Below are 15,528 nucleotides of genomic sequence, written 5' to 3' on the forward strand. Positions count from 1 at the left end.
ATTCGTAATTCGTAATTCGTAATTAAGACAGACTGAAAGAGTACTTTTACCTCTGTGTTCTCTGCGCCTCTGCGGTTCGTTTCTTAGTCTTCTCCGTCAACTCTTGCAGTGCAGTAGAAATTTCCACCTGCACCGAGATCGGATGATCTAAACGCCGTGTCTGTTGTGGCAAACTGGCAACTGAGGCGGCGGTACGCTGACGAATTGTTGCCAACGACTCCAACGCCTGCACTCGTTCACCTTCTTGGACTACCAACTGCAACAAAGGTTCTTCTTCCAGAGGAATTTCATCTAAAAGTCCCAACCTGTCTGCTTTTACCTTACCTCCCGTAAACGAGCGAAAAATCTGCTTGCGCCCTGGATAAGTAACTTTACCACTTGACTGCTTCATCACTGGGATACCATCAATGTCTACAAGTTTATAAACTCCATTTACGGGCGAACCTGTAACTAGTCGCGTTCCCAGCCCATAACCATCAATCTCGGCGCCAGCAGCTTTTAGCCTTGCAATTTCCCACTCGTCCAAATCGCCACTAGCAAAAATTGGCACACCGGGAAGGAGCGATCGCACCTGTTTTGATAAGGTAACTAAATCTCCTGAGTCCAATCGCACACCTGACAATTGCATTTCCCCGGAATTGACTTTTTCAGCCAAGCGCTGGGCAGCAGCAACGGTATCATAAGTATCAATCAGCAATGGCGCACCCGGAAAATATCGATGAAATGCACTAAAAGCTTGTTCTTCAGTGCCTTCAATTGCTGAGAACGCCATCACTAAGGCGTGTGCCATCGTACCACTTGGCTTTTCTCCCAGTTGTAGCGCCGCTAACACATTGGAAGTGGCATCTAACCCACCTGCCAACGCCGCCCGCGCTGCCCACAAAGCAGCCTGGGGACTAAATGCTCGTCGTGTCCCAAATTCTAAAAGTGTTGCTTTCTCCCCCGCTACATCCCGCGATCGCGCTGCTTTTGTGGCAATCAAAGTCTGGTAATTAATCGTATTCAGGAGGTAAGTTTCCACTAGTTGCGCTTGCCAAAGGGGTGCTTCTATCCGCAAGAGTGGTTGATTGGCAAAGACGGCTGTCCCTTCCGGTACTGCCCAAACATCACCCGTAAACTTTCCCTGGGCTAGCAATGACCAAAAGCGATCGCTTGCGTGAGCAAAAATTCCCGTTGCCTGTAATGCCGCAATTTGCGAAGCATTAAAGCGGAATTTGGCTAAATATTCCAATGCCTGCGTCAGCCCCATTGCAATTAAATAACCAAAACCCTCTGGCAATCGCCTGACAGACAATTCAAAGCTTGCCCGTCGTTCTTCTATACCTTCACCTGTGTAACAAGCTGCCATCGTCAACTGATAAAGGTCGGTCAGCAAGCTGTAGTCATCCGCAGAGAAGTTTAGTTCCTGGTTCTGCTGGCTTTGCTGTTTATGTACATAGTCCAAATCTGGCAAAAAAGTTGTCATCCAAGAGCTTCCTTACAAGATGCTTCTGCTATTTATGGTAACTATTACCATAAATAATGTCAACTCCCGGCGAATATATTTCAGAGATTGCTGCAAAACCGTAGATTTACAGGCAAATTAATCCTAACTTCATAAAATACTTAATATTTTTTAATAGTAATAGCTAGCAATAATGTTGATTTGACAAGGGAGTTAATAAAGGAAATAATATCCTGTTAGAGAAAGTTTGTTTACTAGTCTCTTTGCCAGACTGGGGTTAGAGAAATAACTATGTTACCATCAGAATAAGTGAGAAAATTTAGACTTTTTGACAAACTAAAGAATTGCGAAGTTATCTGAATAAACATTGCGTATAATCTCAATATATTGAGAATTAGAGCAAGTCTTGAATATCAGCATTAGAGTAGTAGGTATCACAATTAAAGCGACTCGAAAATAAGGAGTCTAATACTATGGCTATTTCCAAAATCATTGCGAACATAACCAAGTATATTTCTGAAGCTGCAATGCGGATTTTTGGGCCTAATGATGATGCTTATCCTAATATTGGCGTACAACCTTTTAAAGGTGAGCCTTATGATAAGCGTAAAGATGAGAATTCGTAGGTGCTAAATATAAGAATCCAACTTGAATAATTACAAGTATGCTGAGACTGAAATCTTTGTCCAGCAAGGCTTTTCTCTAAAAAAGGTTTCATGAATCAAACTGGAGTCCTAAGTAAGTGGGCGTGAATAATTAAAGGTTTGTAGTAAGCGGCTAGAGCCGTTTAAAACGAGTGAATTTAATTAAATTCAAATTGTGTAACATAGTTTGATTTATTCTTGTCCACTTACTTAATATAGCAATCCTATTTGATTTACTTTCCACCGAGAGGCTCAGAACCCCGACTTCTTCAAGAAGTCGGGGTTCTCGTTGTTCATTTGCAATTAAAAATATGAATTTTACGAATTATATTAACTTGACTTCTCAGCATTAGACGTAGGTTGGGTGGAGCGGAGCGCAACCCAACTGATTATTAGGATGTTGGGTTACGCAAAGCCTCCACCCAACCTACAAGCTAGGCTTTATACTCCGCGAACGTTACAAAACGTAATTGCGTTCGCGTAGCGTGCCGGAGGCTCTATTAAGAAAAAGCGAATTGCGAATTGGTTTAACCGCCGATTAACAGACAGGGTGGTTTCATCCGAAAAAAGAAAAATATGGAAGTCTTTATTTTTCGTGTATAAGCATAGATTTTGACCCCTCTCCCCGTTGGCGTCAGCCTGCCGTCAGGCAAGCGGAGAGAGGCAATGAGAAAGCTAGTTAGAGTTTTTCTCTGTTTGTCTGAAACCACCCTGCCTTTCCCTGGTAGGGAAGGCGAGCAAAAATCAAAGCCTCTGATGCCACTTGCTTCATTTTTGTCAACATATATATATTAGTGGACTGGCTCTCTAAGAATTATTCATTAGCAGAACGTTCAAACACTACTGAAAGATTATTTGCTGGCATTTGGTAAGTCTGTTTCAAGGTAAGATTTTGGGCGCTAGCTACTGCGACAACATCATCCAAGTTACGTACACCCCACTCTGGATTTTGGGCGCGTAAAGATTCGTCAAAAGCTGCATTACTAGCTGCTGTATGTTCTCCACCTTGTTTAAAAGGCCCATATAAATAGAGGATACCTCCTGCGGGTAAGATTCGACCTGCCCCTGCCATTAGTCCTAGACAGGCTGACCACGGTGAAATGTGAATCATATTGATGTTGACGATCGCGACAATTGGCTCCCGATTAAGCCAATCAGATGCACGATTCTCGACTGCCCAAACTGGTTCTCTGACATCAAGCTCAAGCGGTGGATAAAGATTAGAATAGCCAAAGTGTTCAGCCCATGCAGTAATGCTGGCTCGTAATTGGGGATTTGCATCTGTTGGCAACCACGAACGAGGACTGAGTTTGGGGGCAAAAAATACTGCATGTTCGCCAGCACCACTTGCTATTTCCAATATTGTGCCACTCTTTGGCAACACTTGTAAAAGTACTTCTATAATTGGTTCGCTATTGCGCTGGGTTGCTGGTGCGTATTGTCGTGCGTCTTGTGGTGTCATCCGTATCGTTAAATTATAAAATCTGACGGCATCTTATATCATTTCACTCAATGACAGATCGCCCAGCCGTAAAGATTTGTTGTACCGTTAGTTGCAAGTTGGGAAAGATTGAGGAAATAAGTTGATCGTTGTTTTGATATAACTGTTTTTCATACTCATCTTCTATTAGAGTACAAATTGTTACCGTTGGCTGTTTGGGTTTGCCAATATATTCTCTGCCACCAATACCCAGATAATCAACAATCCAATATTCAGGAACTCCTAACAGGGCGTAATCTTCAGCTTTGCGGGCGTAATCGTTCTGCCAGTTTGTGCTAACAATTTCAGCAATCAGTTTAATTGAGTTTCCTAATGTAATTATGGGTTGTTTTTGCCATAATGGTTCATTAATTAATTGAGTTTGGTCTAACACGATCGCATCGGGACGAAAAGCTGTTTCTGTTCCTAATAGTTTGATTAGACAGCGATGGGGGATAAAGTAGCTTAGATCCTGACGATCTATTTCTACATTCAGTTTTCGCCCAATAAATGCAGATACTTGCTCGTGTAGTCCAGTTGGTTCCATCTCAATTAATTCACCATCAATTAATTCATAGCGATCGCACTCACCGTACTGGCTAATAAATTCATCAACGGCGAGAACTTTTGGGGCTGATTGAACCATTGTGATTATTCCTGATGATTTGGTAGGAGCCAGTAAGGTAAGGCGTTATAGTGATGAATTATGCTCAATATAAGAGCAAAGAGCAGAGTTAATTAGAGATTGGTAGCCTTTTCCTTTGCTTTTAAACCAATCCAGAATATCTTGATCTAGTTGAATTAATGTGGCTTCAGATAAAGGCGTGAGGAAAAAACTCACGCCTTTTTGTTTAAACTTTTTTCCCACCGGCTGCTAAAAGTTCCAGAATAACTCCATTTGTCCAGCCGAAACCAATTTCGTTAGAACTATATCCAAAGGAGATTTCGTAGGAAACGTTAGCAGAACAACGTTCAACATCATATTTCTCAACTATGGTGTTGTGACGCCCGAATTCTTTAATTACCATAGCTAGGAATTTGTTGGCAATGCGATCGCCTTCTAGATGATACCCATAGCGGTGAAGTCCCTGGACGGCAATTAATGTCAGTGGTGCCCAACCAAAGGGTGCATCCCACTGGTTTCCGGTGACACGAGTACTGGTCAAGATTCCGCCTGGGGCTTCAAACAAAGAGAGATTTTCAACGACGCGCTGGGCTTGGACAACAGAAGCAATTCCCAGCCACAGAGGATAGAAGGTGGTAGCAAATTCGTAGCGGCGGCGTTCTCCACTCTGGAAATTATAGTCTAGATATAGTCCCTGTTCTTCATCCCAGAGATACTGATCGATCCGATCGCGGCGGATATCTGCACGATCGCGCCATTGCTGTTGCAGTTCTTCGTTCCCCAAAATATCGTTAATTTGCGCCAAATCTTGCTCCATCTGATACAACAAACTGTTGAGGCACACAGGAGCGTAGTGCAAGATATCAGCACTGAAGGGGCCAAATCGGTTGGTGATATCAAAACCGGACTCGCGCATGGTGCGATCGCCCTTGTAAAATAAATTGGTCAGTTCGTCATTTTCGCGATCGTAGTAAAGATTAACATCATAATCTTCAACTTCAAAGGTTTGGTAATATTCCTTGACGCGATCGTAATGGCTTTTTCCCTCCTCATCCCGCTCGGAGAACAAAACTTCTGGCGCGGCTCCTTCGCCAAGGGCATAGAATCTAGATAACCCTGTTGCAGAATTCAGATGGGGCGGTACTACCCAATAATAGTAAAATTGCTCTAAAAGCGGTACGGTTGACCTTAACCACTCTTCATCCTGGGTGTGCTGGAATAACGCCAAAACCATCATGCTGAGGACTGGAGGCTGCGATCGCGACAGCATATAAGTTCGGTTGGAATTCAGGATGGTGCCATAATGCTGCACCTGGTATAGCAATTGGTCTACCTGGCTTAGGGCTAAATCCCATTCTTGATCGCGCAAAAGTCCCAGTAATATAAAGTAGCTGTCCCAGCCATACATTTCGTTAAAGCGCCCACCGGGTACCACATAAGGCCCTGGTAGGTATAATAATCCATGCTCTTTAATCGCTTCGACTTCCGATGGTAAAGTGCGAATTTCAATTCTTTGCATATCTTTGGGAGATAGCGATCGCTCCAACACACTCTGAACGTTGGGACAATCTTCTTGGGGGGAAATGTAGACGAGCCAGGGAGTCTCGGTTTTGTGGTCTAGCTTGGTATCTTTGGCAGATTGTAATAAGTGTTCGTGCGATCGCGTTAAGGTTTTCCACGTTTTTTTGATGTGCGATCGCACGGCGTCAATTTCTGCGGGGGTAGGTGTTGGTGGAGTGGTCATTTTTTTAATTTTTTAACGCAAAGTTTTTACAACCCTTCCGGGCGGGAGTAGGGGAGTAGGCAATACGGTTCGGATAGGGTTTTTTAATGACACGTCCGAGATCGCAAAGACGCGATAAATGGCCGTCTTTACAATAATCAGTCCTTTGTAGAGACGGCGATTTATCGCGTCTCTTGCCTTAACCGAACCGTGCGGGAGTAGGGAGTAGGGAGTAGGGAGTAGGGAACAGAAGAGAAAACTAGAGATAGAAAACTTGGTTTTAAGCCGATACGGTTTAGTTAAAGCTTAACTCTTTGTCAAAGTCAATTTTTTTTAACGATCCGCAAAGGACGCAAAGAACGCAAAGGAAGAGAAGAAAGAGAAGGTTTTAAGCGGCTTAGTTTCCCCACTCCCCACTCCCCATTCAATCAGCAGTACTAATTAATAGGGCTACTGGAAAATGGGCGAGGGCGGCTGCGATCGATAATGTTTCTGTAGCCTGTAAGGGTTGTTGAGTGATGACGTTTTTCCAGGTGGGGGAAGTTCCAGGGGGTAGTTGCAAGTGCGTATCTTGCCAAACTGACTCGCCCAAGGGGTTTTCTTCCGGCTGGATGAGGCTGGTTAGAAAACGAGGCGCGATCGCGATCGCTGTTTGATTTCCCTCCCGCCGCGCAAAGGCGATTATGTGATTGGCGTGGGTTCCTTGAACTTCTAACGGTAAATAGTCGCCGTCCTGGAATAATGAAACGTAGTTTGTTCTGGCTTGGAGTAATTGAGCCGTTAAAAATAGTTTAATTCTGCCGTCTGTTTTGTGGTTTAATAATTCTTGAATTAGTCGGAGAATGTCTATTTTTACTTCCTCGCGGATGGTGCTTAAGTAAGTACGTCTCTGTTCAAAATCCACGGGACGGCGATTGTCTGGATCAACTAAACTTAGTTCCCAAAGTTCTGTTCCCTGGTAAAAGTCGGGTACGCCGGGAGCGGTAATCTTCAGGAGAGTTTGGGAAAGGGAATTGAATATACCATAGGCTGCAATTCGCCCTTGAAAGGGGCGAAAAACTTCTAGAAATTCCCCGGAGATGGCAGGATCAAGTACTTTCTCAATAAAGGAGGTACAAGCCTCTTCGTACTCGCTATCAGGTCGCAACCATGCTGTATGCACTTTTGCTTCTCGAATTGCCTTAATTATATAGTCTTTCACCCGTTCCACAAAGGACGTATCTTCATCTTCCCCAAAGGGAAACGCCCCCACCAAGGTTTGATAGAGAAAATACTCATCGTTGCGATCGGGTATTGCGAATCCGTGGCGATCGCTGCGGTATCCTCGATTAATGGCGCTCCAAGTATTTACCTGCTGTTCCCACTCTTCGGGGATTTCTGAGAGGACATTCAACCTAGCCCGCACATCTTCACCGCGTTTGGTGTCGTGGGTAGCTGTGGTGTTCATTGTGTGAGGCCAGGTTGTCTGGTGCTGTTGGTTAAAGGCATGAAATTTGCTTACTGAAATCCCAAAATGACCGGGATTACCCCCCACTTCATTCAGGGACAGTAACCGATTGTAAACATATAATGTGGTGTCTTCTACGCCTTTCGCCATTAGGGGACCGCTATATTGCTGCATTCGTAAGACAAAATATATCCACTGATCGCGTTCTGTTTGAGTCAGAGAATTATCAAACTCTAGTAGCATTAACTTTTCAATAAAGGTCAATTCGTGCTGCAACAGAGGCGCTTGTTCTTTGGCTTGGTAAATTACTTTTTGAATCGTCGCGCGATCGCTATCCCCAATTCCGTCTGGCGTAATATAGGTGCGGTAAATCGGGAACAGTGTCAAAACTTCCGCGATCGCTCTTTTTAATCCATTCAGCGTAAAATCATTAGCATAGCGATATTTACTGGAAACATTCTTTAACAAAACTGCCAGATTGTCAATATCTCCGGCTAAATTCTTTTCTAAGATTAGGTGCTTTTTCTCCTTGACAATGGTTGCATAATCTACTCGTGAGCCGATAAAGTTATAGTAGATTTTATCGAATTGTGATTGATTTTCCGATTGACAAAATACGCCATTTACATAGTTGAGAAAGTCATATCCCGATGTACCTTCAATTCCCCAATTTTCCGGTAATTCTTCGGTGAGTTCTAAAATCTTCTCAACGGTGATATAAACATCACCTGTCTTTTCCCGCAGCCTTTCGAGATACTGGATTGGGTTATAAAGCCCATCAATGTGGTCAATGCGTAAACCTGTAAATTTGCCCTCCTCAACTAGCTTGTGAATGAGGCTGTGGGTATTATTAAAAACCCGCCGTTCTTCAACTTTAACGGAAATCAATTCATTGACAGTAAAGAAACGGCGGTAGTTCATTTCCTCCGCCCCAACTTTCCAGAAGGCGAGACGGTAAAACTGGTCTTTCAGTAAGTCATCTAGGAGGTTGAAACTATCGGAATTACCCACTTCGCCGTTGAAAGTTTCGATATTTTCGTCAATGAACTCGCGGATGGCATCGTTTGTGGTATAAAGTTCCCAAACCAATCCTTTAATAAATGCGATTTGGTCTTCTCGCTGTTTTCCCGCCACCTCTGAAGGCACATTTTTGAGAATATACAGAATCCCTAACAGCTTAATAAAATCGGGGTGATTGCGTCCCAGTGTGCGCGTGAGTTTACCTAGATTATGAGTGATAAATTTTGTATAAGACTCTAACCGCAGTGGTAGTTTTAAGCTGTAATAGTTTACAGTTAAACCGTTTTCTTCATATTGTAGTTGAATGTGTCCGTTTTCCAAGGATACACCGTAGAAGTCTCCCAGTAGCGGCGCTAGAATTCGCTCTTGGCGATCGCCAAAGGGAGCATTCCAAGAAAGGTCAAAGTAGTCGGTATAGCTGGAATCTGGACCGTGTTCCAAGATGTCCATTAAGTAAAGGTTTTCGCTGGTATAGGCCATGTGGTTGGGGACAATATCTTGTAACCAGCCCATACCAAGGGATTGAACTTCGCCAACTAAGGCATCAAAGGATTCATTAGTTCCTAATTCTGGGTTTAGTTGAGTGGCATCTACTATATCGTAGCCGTGCGTACTCCCCGATCGTGCCTTGAAAATCGGGGAAGCATATAAATCGGAAATACCTAAATCTGCTAGATAAGCCGCGATCGCTTTAGCGTTATCAAAGCCAAACTGAGGTGTAAACTGAATTCGATAAGTTGCGGTAGGAATTCGCATAGTTTTTTGTAGTGGTTAATGGGCGAGTGGGGGCAATACTGCTCGGTTAATATGTTTGGCTTTCGGAGATCCCCCCAACCCCCCGATAAATTGGGGGGCTTTAGGGACTTCCTATTTACCCCCTTTTTAAGGGGGTCGCCGCAGGCGGGGGGATCTTTCCTCGTTCCCATGCTCTGCATGGGAATGCATTCGTTGAGTCTCTGACTCAATATCTGACTGGAGGCGGAGCCTCTAATCAGCCATTCCCATGCTCTGCATGGGAACGAGAGAAAGTCCCTTAAGCCTTTGAGCTTGAACCTTAAGCCTTAAAGCTTGAACATTAAGCCTTAAAGCTTGAACATTAAGCCTTTGAGATTAAAACTTTAACTTCCCCCTTCATATAGCAGCAAACTGGTAGCTTTTACTCTCAGTTCTTGCCCCACAGAGAGATATTCTGCGGCTTCAGAACCAGTCCCAGACCATGAGGTATCTGCTGAGTCTAATAACTTATGATAAACAGCCTGTGGACTCGGCAAAGTTACTGTGACTGGAGACGAATTGAAATTCATCACAAAAATTAGTTCACTCGATTCGCACCAACGACGGACGATGACCACTTCCTTGTGTTCATCGCTAGTCGCTTCGATGAAATTGCGGTCTTGATTTAAAAGTGCTGGATGCGTCTTGCGTAAATTAATTAACTGGCGATACCAATCCCAGAGAACTTTGTGCTTACCATTATTGCGTAATTCCCAATTGAGTTTAGAACTGAGGAAAGTTTCTGCCGATTCGGGATCTGGGGGATCGTCTGCATAGTGAAATGCTTCAAATTCTTGTTTGCGTCCGGCTCGAACTGCTTGAATTAAATCAGGATCGGAGTGACTGACAAAGTAAATGAAGGGTGCTGTTTCGCCGTATTCTTCTCCCATGAACAACAGAGGTAAGTAGGGGGAAAGCAACACAGCGCCAGCAGCTAACTTTAATCCTTCAAAAGAGATGCGCTGGGTGAGGCGTTCTCCTTTCATTTGATTGCCGATTTGATCGTGATTCTGGATGCAGACTGTAAACTGTGATAAAGAGCGATCGCGGCAAGATATGCCATGAAAACGTTTGCGATCGGGCGAGTATTTCCAATCGTAGACAAAAGTATCACTATAAGCTTTCGCCAGATCAGCACATTTCCCAAAATCTTGATAATATCCTTGGCGATCGCCTGTCAAGAGTGTATGCAATGCATGGTGAAAATCATCACTCCATTGAGCATCGAGTCCATATCCACCCAATTCTACCGGACGAATGATTTGCGGATTATTTAAATCACTTTCGGCGATTAAATGGCGTTTCCATTTTTGCCCTTGTTGTGAAAAATGATGAACCGCTTCCGCCAATTCCCACAAAAAATGCTTGGCTCCCAAGTCGTAAATTGCTTGAATAGCATCCAGTCGCAATGCATCAATGTGAAATTCACCCAACCAGTAAAGCGCATTTTCGATGAAATAGTTTCGCACACCTTGACTATGGGCGTCATCGAAATTCAGCGCTTCGCCCCACGGCGTTTTGTAGGTTTTAGTAAAGTAGGGCGCAAACTGACTCATGTAGTTGCCTTCTGGCCCAAAGTGGTTATACACCACATCCAACACTACGGCGATATTATGTTGGTGGCAAGCATTTACCAGTTGCTTGAGTTCGGCTGGGCTACCGTAGGAATTTTGGACAGCAAAGGGATAAACGCCGTCATAGCCCCAGTTGCGGTATGCAAGAGTTGCCTCAATATGAGTATCTCCCGGAAACTGAGCGATCGGCATGATTTCAATGGCGTTAATTCCCAGTTCCCTGAGTTCCGGTAAGCGGGAAATGATCGCGGTGAAAGTTCCTTCCGGCGTGAATGTGCCAACGTGGAGTTCGTAGAAAATCATCGACTCCACAGGAATACCCGCCCAGGCTTCATCAGTCCACTCAAACTGTTGATCGATAATTTGAGAAGCCCCATGCACGCCTTCCGGTTGATACTGCGATGCCGGATCAGGAAAAGTGTCTTGGCCATTCAAGACATACCGATAAAGCGTACCTGGATAGACATCGTTGACTTTCGTGTGCCAGTATCCCTCAGACTGAGGCTTGAGGGGAATTAACTGCTGTTCTGGCGCCAAAATTTGTACCGTCACGCTATCTAATAGCGGCGACCAAACTGTAAATTCACACTCTCCGTCACCCAAGTAGTTAGCACCAATTCTCACGCAGTATCCTCCCATCAGATTCTATGTTGTGCCGAATTGCGGCATGACGACTGTAAATGTCATTGATTGCACAATGTTTACAAACGCGCCAGATAGCATAATGGTTGGTCTACCAGACTTTTGCTAGCACCGGGAGGCGGATTTTTTACCAGAACAAATTCTGTCTAATGATTAAGAAGAATACAGAATTCAGAATTCAGAATTCAGAAGTCAGAAAAAGAACCCCACCCCCAACCCCTCCCCGCCTGCGGGGAGGGGAGCTAAAGCGCAACTTTGGCTTTTTGGGGTTCCTCGTTCCCATGCTCTGCGTGGGAATGGCTGATTAGAGGGTCTGCCTCCAGTTAAATATTGAGTCATGAGTCGGAGACTCAATGAATGCATTCCCATACTCCGTATGGGAACGAGGAAACCCCGCAGGCGAGGCCCGGTGTACACACAAGTCGAATTACCCCCCTTAATCCCCCCTTGTCAAGCTACGGTGTACACACACAAGTCTTGTCAGGTTGCCCCACAGCCTTTTGATCCCCCCAACCCCCCTTAAAAAGGGGGGCAAAAAATTCTCAAAGTCCCCCAATTTATCGGGGGATTTAGGGGGATCTTACGATGTTTTGCATAGTGTGTAGAGGTGATATAAAGCCTGTTTTACTTCTGAATTCTGACGCCTGAATTCTGAATTCTGCTATATTTCATCCCTAACCTAATAAATCAGCGCGGGGTTTAAAGGTTTCAATTTGACGCAACTTTTCGTAAAGTTCCCGTTCTTCTTCAGTAATATTTTTCGGGGTAACGATCTGAATTTCCACTAATTGATCCCCACGTTTACCGTCATCACTGGGGTAGCCTTTATTTCCTAGTCGGAATTTTTGACCATACCTAACTCCTGGGGGAATTGTCATTTTCACTGGGCCATCAAGAGTTGGTGCTTCTACCTGTCCTCCTAAAACTGCCTCGCTGGGAGTAACGGGAACCTGGCAAACTATATTTAAACCTTCTAGCTTAAATAATGGATGAGGCTCAACGGTAATTTTTAAGTAGAGGTCGCCACCACCAACGCCTTGATTCCGCAAACGGATAGTTTGACCTGTTACCATACCTGGAGGCATATTAACTTCTAGCGATCGCCCATCTTCCAAACGAATGCGTTCATTACCACCTTGATAAGCTTTTTCTAGTGGGAGCGTTAATCTGGCTTCTATATCCCGACGGGTGGTGCGAGGTGGGCTGTTAGGGGTATAGGCAACTTTTGTTCTGGGGGAACGAAACGGATCGTTAGTACCATTACTGGAGTTATTTGTCGCACTTTTATTTTTGACGCCGATAACTTGATTAATAAAGCTCTCAAAGTCAGAGAATTGACTAGGATCTACCTCCTGATTACTGTTGCGATCGCTAGCACTACTCTGCCAAGTTTTAGCCTTGGGCGCTTGTTTGTTGCCCGCAAAGCTTTTTTGCTTCCAATAGCGGCTAAACTGGTCGTATTGCGATCGCTTGGCTGGATCTGAAAGAACTTCATAAGCCTCACCAATATCCTTAAATTTCTCCTCAGATTCTTTGTTACCCGGATTCAGATCGGGGTGATATTGCCTTGCTAACCGCCGATAAACCTTTTTAATTTCCTCACTAGAAGCCTCTTTATTTACTCCCAAAATCTCGTAGTAATCTCGAAAGTTCGGCAAATTTTGCATAGTTCAGTTATTTAAATTTTAGATTTTAGATTTGGAATTAATTATGAGCTAGGAGAGACGCGATTAATCGCGTCTGTACAAGAGTTATGAGTTATAAGTTGAAAGATTTAATTTTTAACTCCTCACTCCTAACTCCTCACTCCTAACTTCTAACTTCTCACTTCTAACTTTTATTAAAAGTATTACAACCAATCATTGTCTTCTTCATCATCCCAGTTATCTTGGTAGGTGGGGCGGGATTTGCGTGGTGGACGGCTATCAGAGGAGGAAGAACGACTGTCTCGGCTATAGTCTCTGTCATAGTCTTTACCGTAATCTCTGCCATAGTCCTTACTGTTGTATGAGTCGCGTTCTCGATATGTCTCTCGCATAGGTTCGCGTTCTTTATCTTTATCACCGCCAGTAAAGATGTCCCGGATAGTACCAAATAAGTCGTCGTCTTCATCCTCAGCATAAGTCTCGCGGACTTCCCGATTTAGCTCATAGAGAGCATCTTGCAAATCGGCGTAGGCTTGATCAATAGCGCGATCGCTATTTTCCTTAAGACCCTCTTTTAGTTGTCGGCAAATATTATCAATTCTTTGGCGGCGGCTGCGGGCAAACTGCATACCAAATTCCAGTGCTACTTCTCTAAGTTGGCGTTCTGCTTGGAAAATCAACGCCTCAGAACGAGTCCGTTTTTCGACTCTTTCTTTACGTTCGCGATCGACATCGGCGTATTTTTGAGCGTCCTGAATCATCCGATTCACTTCTGACTCGTTCAAGGTGGAAGCGCCCTGAATGGTAATACTTTGCTCTCGCCCAGTGGTTCTATCGAGAGCTGTTACCTGTAAAATACCGTTAGCATCAATATCAAGTGACACCTGAACTTGGGGAATTCCTCGTGGTGCTGGCGGGATGCCATACAGCTTGAATCGTCCTAAAGACTTGTTATTTGCTGCCATTTCCCGTTCGCCCTGGACTACGTGAATTTCCACAGTATTTTGGTTATTTTCGGACGTGGAAAAAATATCAGAACGGCGAACTGGGATGGTGGTGTTGCGAGGAATAAGTTTTTTCATCACGCCGCCGATGGTTTCCAATCCCAAAGAAAGGGGTGTGACATCCAAAAGCAGCACATCTTTGAGTTCGCCGGCGAGAATTCCGGCTTGAATTGCTGCACCCACTCCCACGACTTCATCGGGGTTAACGTTTTCGTTGGGTTCTGTACCAATTAAGTCCCGTACTAACTGCTTCACCATTGGCATCCGTGTAGAACCGCCAACTAATACAACTTCTTCAATGTCTCTAGGTGAAAGTCCGGCATCTTTGAGGGCGCGTTTCACTGGTATTCGCAAGCGCCCCACCAAATCACCACACAAGCCTTCAAACTGGGAACGAGTTAGACGAGTTTCCAGATGTTTGGGGCCATCTTCCGTGGCGGTGATGAAGGGTAAGTTAATATCGGTGACGCTGACAGCAGAAAGCTCAATTTTGGCTTTTTCCGCCGCTTCCATCAGACGTTGCAAAGCTTGGCGATCGCGTCTTAAGTCTACCTCTTCTGTTTCCAGAAATTGATCTGCTAACCAATCTACAATTTTTTTGTCAAAGTCATTACCACCAAGTTGCGTATCTCCACTGGTAGCTTTGACTTCAAATAACCCATCACCAACGTCTAAAATCGACACGTCAAAGGTGCCACCACCCAAGTCAAATACTAAGATAGTTTCCGTCTCACCCCGATCTAGTCCATAAGCCAAAGATGCAGCAGTTGGTTCATTGAGAATCCGCAACACCTCTAAACCAGCAATTCTGCCAGCATCGCGGGTTGCCTGCCGTTGAGAATCATTAAAATAAGCTGGTACTGTAATCACTGCCCCTGTAACTGGTTCACCCAAATAGCGACTAGCATCGTCTGCCAATTTCTTCAGCACCATTGCCGAAATTTCTTCTGGGGCGAAATCTTTATTCAGACGGGGACAGGCGATTTTAATATTACCTACTTCGTCTTTGCGGATGGTGTAGGGTACGCGCTTGGAATCTGGGTTAAGTTCGCCATACTTCCGCCCAATGAAGCGTTTAACTGCGAAAAAGGTATTTTGGGGATTGAGGACGGTTTGGCGCCGTGCCATTTGCCCAACCACCCTTTCACCATCTTTGCTAAAGCCAACTACGGAGGGTGTTGTTCGCATTCCTTCTGCATTGGCAATCACCACCGGCTTGCCACCCTCCATAACGGCGACTACTGAGTTGGTTGTACCCAAGTCGATGCCGACTACCTTGCCCATGCGTTACTCTTCTCCTAAAGTGTCTTATATATTTATTATGATTGGGCGGAACTACCTCTAGCTTTTTGCCACAGGATAAAAACACCCCAATGGTATAGTAGTGATCATTCAGGCAGTAAGTAAGTCGGCACAATTAAAGCTAACTCGCTGGGGCTGTCCTTTGTCATTCGTCATTGGTCAAGGTTTTAAGCCTATTTACGTTTTGTAACATAATTTGGTTT

The 15,528-nt window shown here is 44.5% G+C and carries 10 protein-coding genes; 1 reads left to right on the plus strand and 9 read right to left on the minus strand.

The genetic code is table 11. From position 1 onward, the window contains the following. Positions 1-46: 46 nt before the first annotated feature. On the minus strand, positions 47-1,465 hold the full coding sequence (locus tag V7K27_RS16155; protein WP_334948878.1) for a nicotinate phosphoribosyltransferase: 1,419 nt from the start codon (positions 1,463-1,465) through the stop codon (positions 47-49). A 452-nt stretch (positions 1,466-1,917) separates the two neighbouring features. On the opposite strand from V7K27_RS16155, the gene V7K27_RS16160 reads away from it, so the two are divergent. Further along, a complete protein-coding gene (locus V7K27_RS16160) occupies positions 1,918-2,070 on the plus strand; it encodes a hypothetical protein (RefSeq protein ID WP_334948880.1) in 153 nt (50 codons plus the stop codon). 832 nt (positions 2,071-2,902) lie between these two features. On the opposite strand, the gene V7K27_RS16165 is transcribed toward V7K27_RS16160, so the two are convergent. The 8 genes from V7K27_RS16165 to dnaK all read right to left on the minus strand — a co-directional run bounded on the left by V7K27_RS16165 (position 2,903) and on the right by dnaK (position 15,307). Then, a complete protein-coding gene (locus V7K27_RS16165; protein ID WP_334948882.1) occupies positions 2,903-3,550 on the minus strand; it encodes a DUF938 domain-containing protein in 648 nt (215 codons plus the stop codon). Positions 3,551-3,593: 43 nt separating this feature from the next. Beyond that, entirely contained in the window at positions 3,594-4,214 is a 621-nt protein-coding gene (locus tag V7K27_RS16170; RefSeq protein WP_334948884.1) for a Uma2 family endonuclease, read from the minus strand. Positions 4,215-4,259: 45 nt separating this feature from the next. Continuing rightward, positions 4,260-4,436, minus strand: a complete 177-nt coding sequence (locus V7K27_RS16175; RefSeq protein ID WP_334948886.1) for a BrnA antitoxin family protein — start codon at positions 4,434-4,436, stop codon at positions 4,260-4,262. Next, entirely contained in the window at positions 4,420-5,937 is a 1,518-nt protein-coding gene (locus tag V7K27_RS16180) for a trehalase family glycosidase (RefSeq protein ID WP_334948888.1), read from the minus strand. The genes V7K27_RS16175 and V7K27_RS16180 overlap by 17 nt, the downstream gene beginning before the upstream one ends. A gap of 403 nt (positions 5,938-6,340) precedes the next feature. Then, positions 6,341-9,139 carry a malto-oligosyltrehalose synthase gene (gene treY / locus V7K27_RS16185; RefSeq protein ID WP_334948890.1) on the minus strand — a complete coding sequence of 933 codons (2,799 nt, stop codon included), beginning with the start codon at positions 9,137-9,139 and terminating at the stop codon, positions 6,341-6,343. Positions 9,140-9,501: 362 nt separating this feature from the next. After that, a complete protein-coding gene (gene treZ / locus V7K27_RS16190; protein WP_334948892.1) occupies positions 9,502-11,355 on the minus strand; it encodes a malto-oligosyltrehalose trehalohydrolase in 1,854 nt (617 codons plus the stop codon). Positions 11,356-12,047: 692 nt separating this feature from the next. After that, positions 12,048-13,040 carry a J domain-containing protein gene (locus V7K27_RS16195; protein WP_334948894.1) on the minus strand — a complete coding sequence of 331 codons (993 nt, stop codon included), beginning with the start codon at positions 13,038-13,040 and terminating at the stop codon, positions 12,048-12,050. Between the two features lie 182 nt (positions 13,041-13,222). After that, the gene (gene dnaK, locus V7K27_RS16200) at positions 13,223-15,307 is read right to left on the minus strand and encodes a molecular chaperone DnaK (protein ID WP_334948896.1); all 2,085 of its coding nucleotides are present in this window, start codon (positions 15,305-15,307) and stop codon (positions 13,223-13,225) included. Positions 15,308-15,528 lie beyond the last annotated feature (221 nt).

It is taken from the genome of Nostoc sp., from assembly GCF_036919575.1.
In the GTDB taxonomy this organism is placed as follows: Bacteria; Cyanobacteriota; Cyanobacteriia; order Cyanobacteriales; family Nostocaceae; genus Nostoc.

Coding starts and splice junctions, on each gene's coding strand:
- V7K27_RS16155 (WP_334948878.1), bottom strand. CDS start 1,465: ATGACAACTTTTTTGCCAGATTTGGACTATGTACATAAACAGCAAAGC.
- V7K27_RS16160 (WP_334948880.1), top strand. CDS start 1,918: ATGGCTATTTCCAAAATCATTGCGAACATAACCAAGTATATTTCTGAA.
- V7K27_RS16165 (WP_334948882.1), bottom strand. CDS start 3,550: ATGACACCACAAGACGCACGACAATACGCACCAGCAACCCAGCGCAAT.
- V7K27_RS16170 (WP_334948884.1), bottom strand. CDS start 4,214: ATGGTTCAATCAGCCCCAAAAGTTCTCGCCGTTGATGAATTTATTAGC.
- V7K27_RS16180 (WP_334948888.1), bottom strand. CDS start 5,937: ATGACCACTCCACCAACACCTACCCCCGCAGAAATTGACGCCGTGCGA.
- treY (WP_334948890.1), bottom strand. CDS start 9,139: ATGCGAATTCCTACCGCAACTTATCGAATTCAGTTTACACCTCAGTTT.
- V7K27_RS16195 (WP_334948894.1), bottom strand. CDS start 13,040: ATGCAAAATTTGCCGAACTTTCGAGATTACTACGAGATTTTGGGAGTA.
- dnaK (WP_334948896.1), bottom strand. CDS start 15,307: ATGGGCAAGGTAGTCGGCATCGACTTGGGTACAACCAACTCAGTAGTC.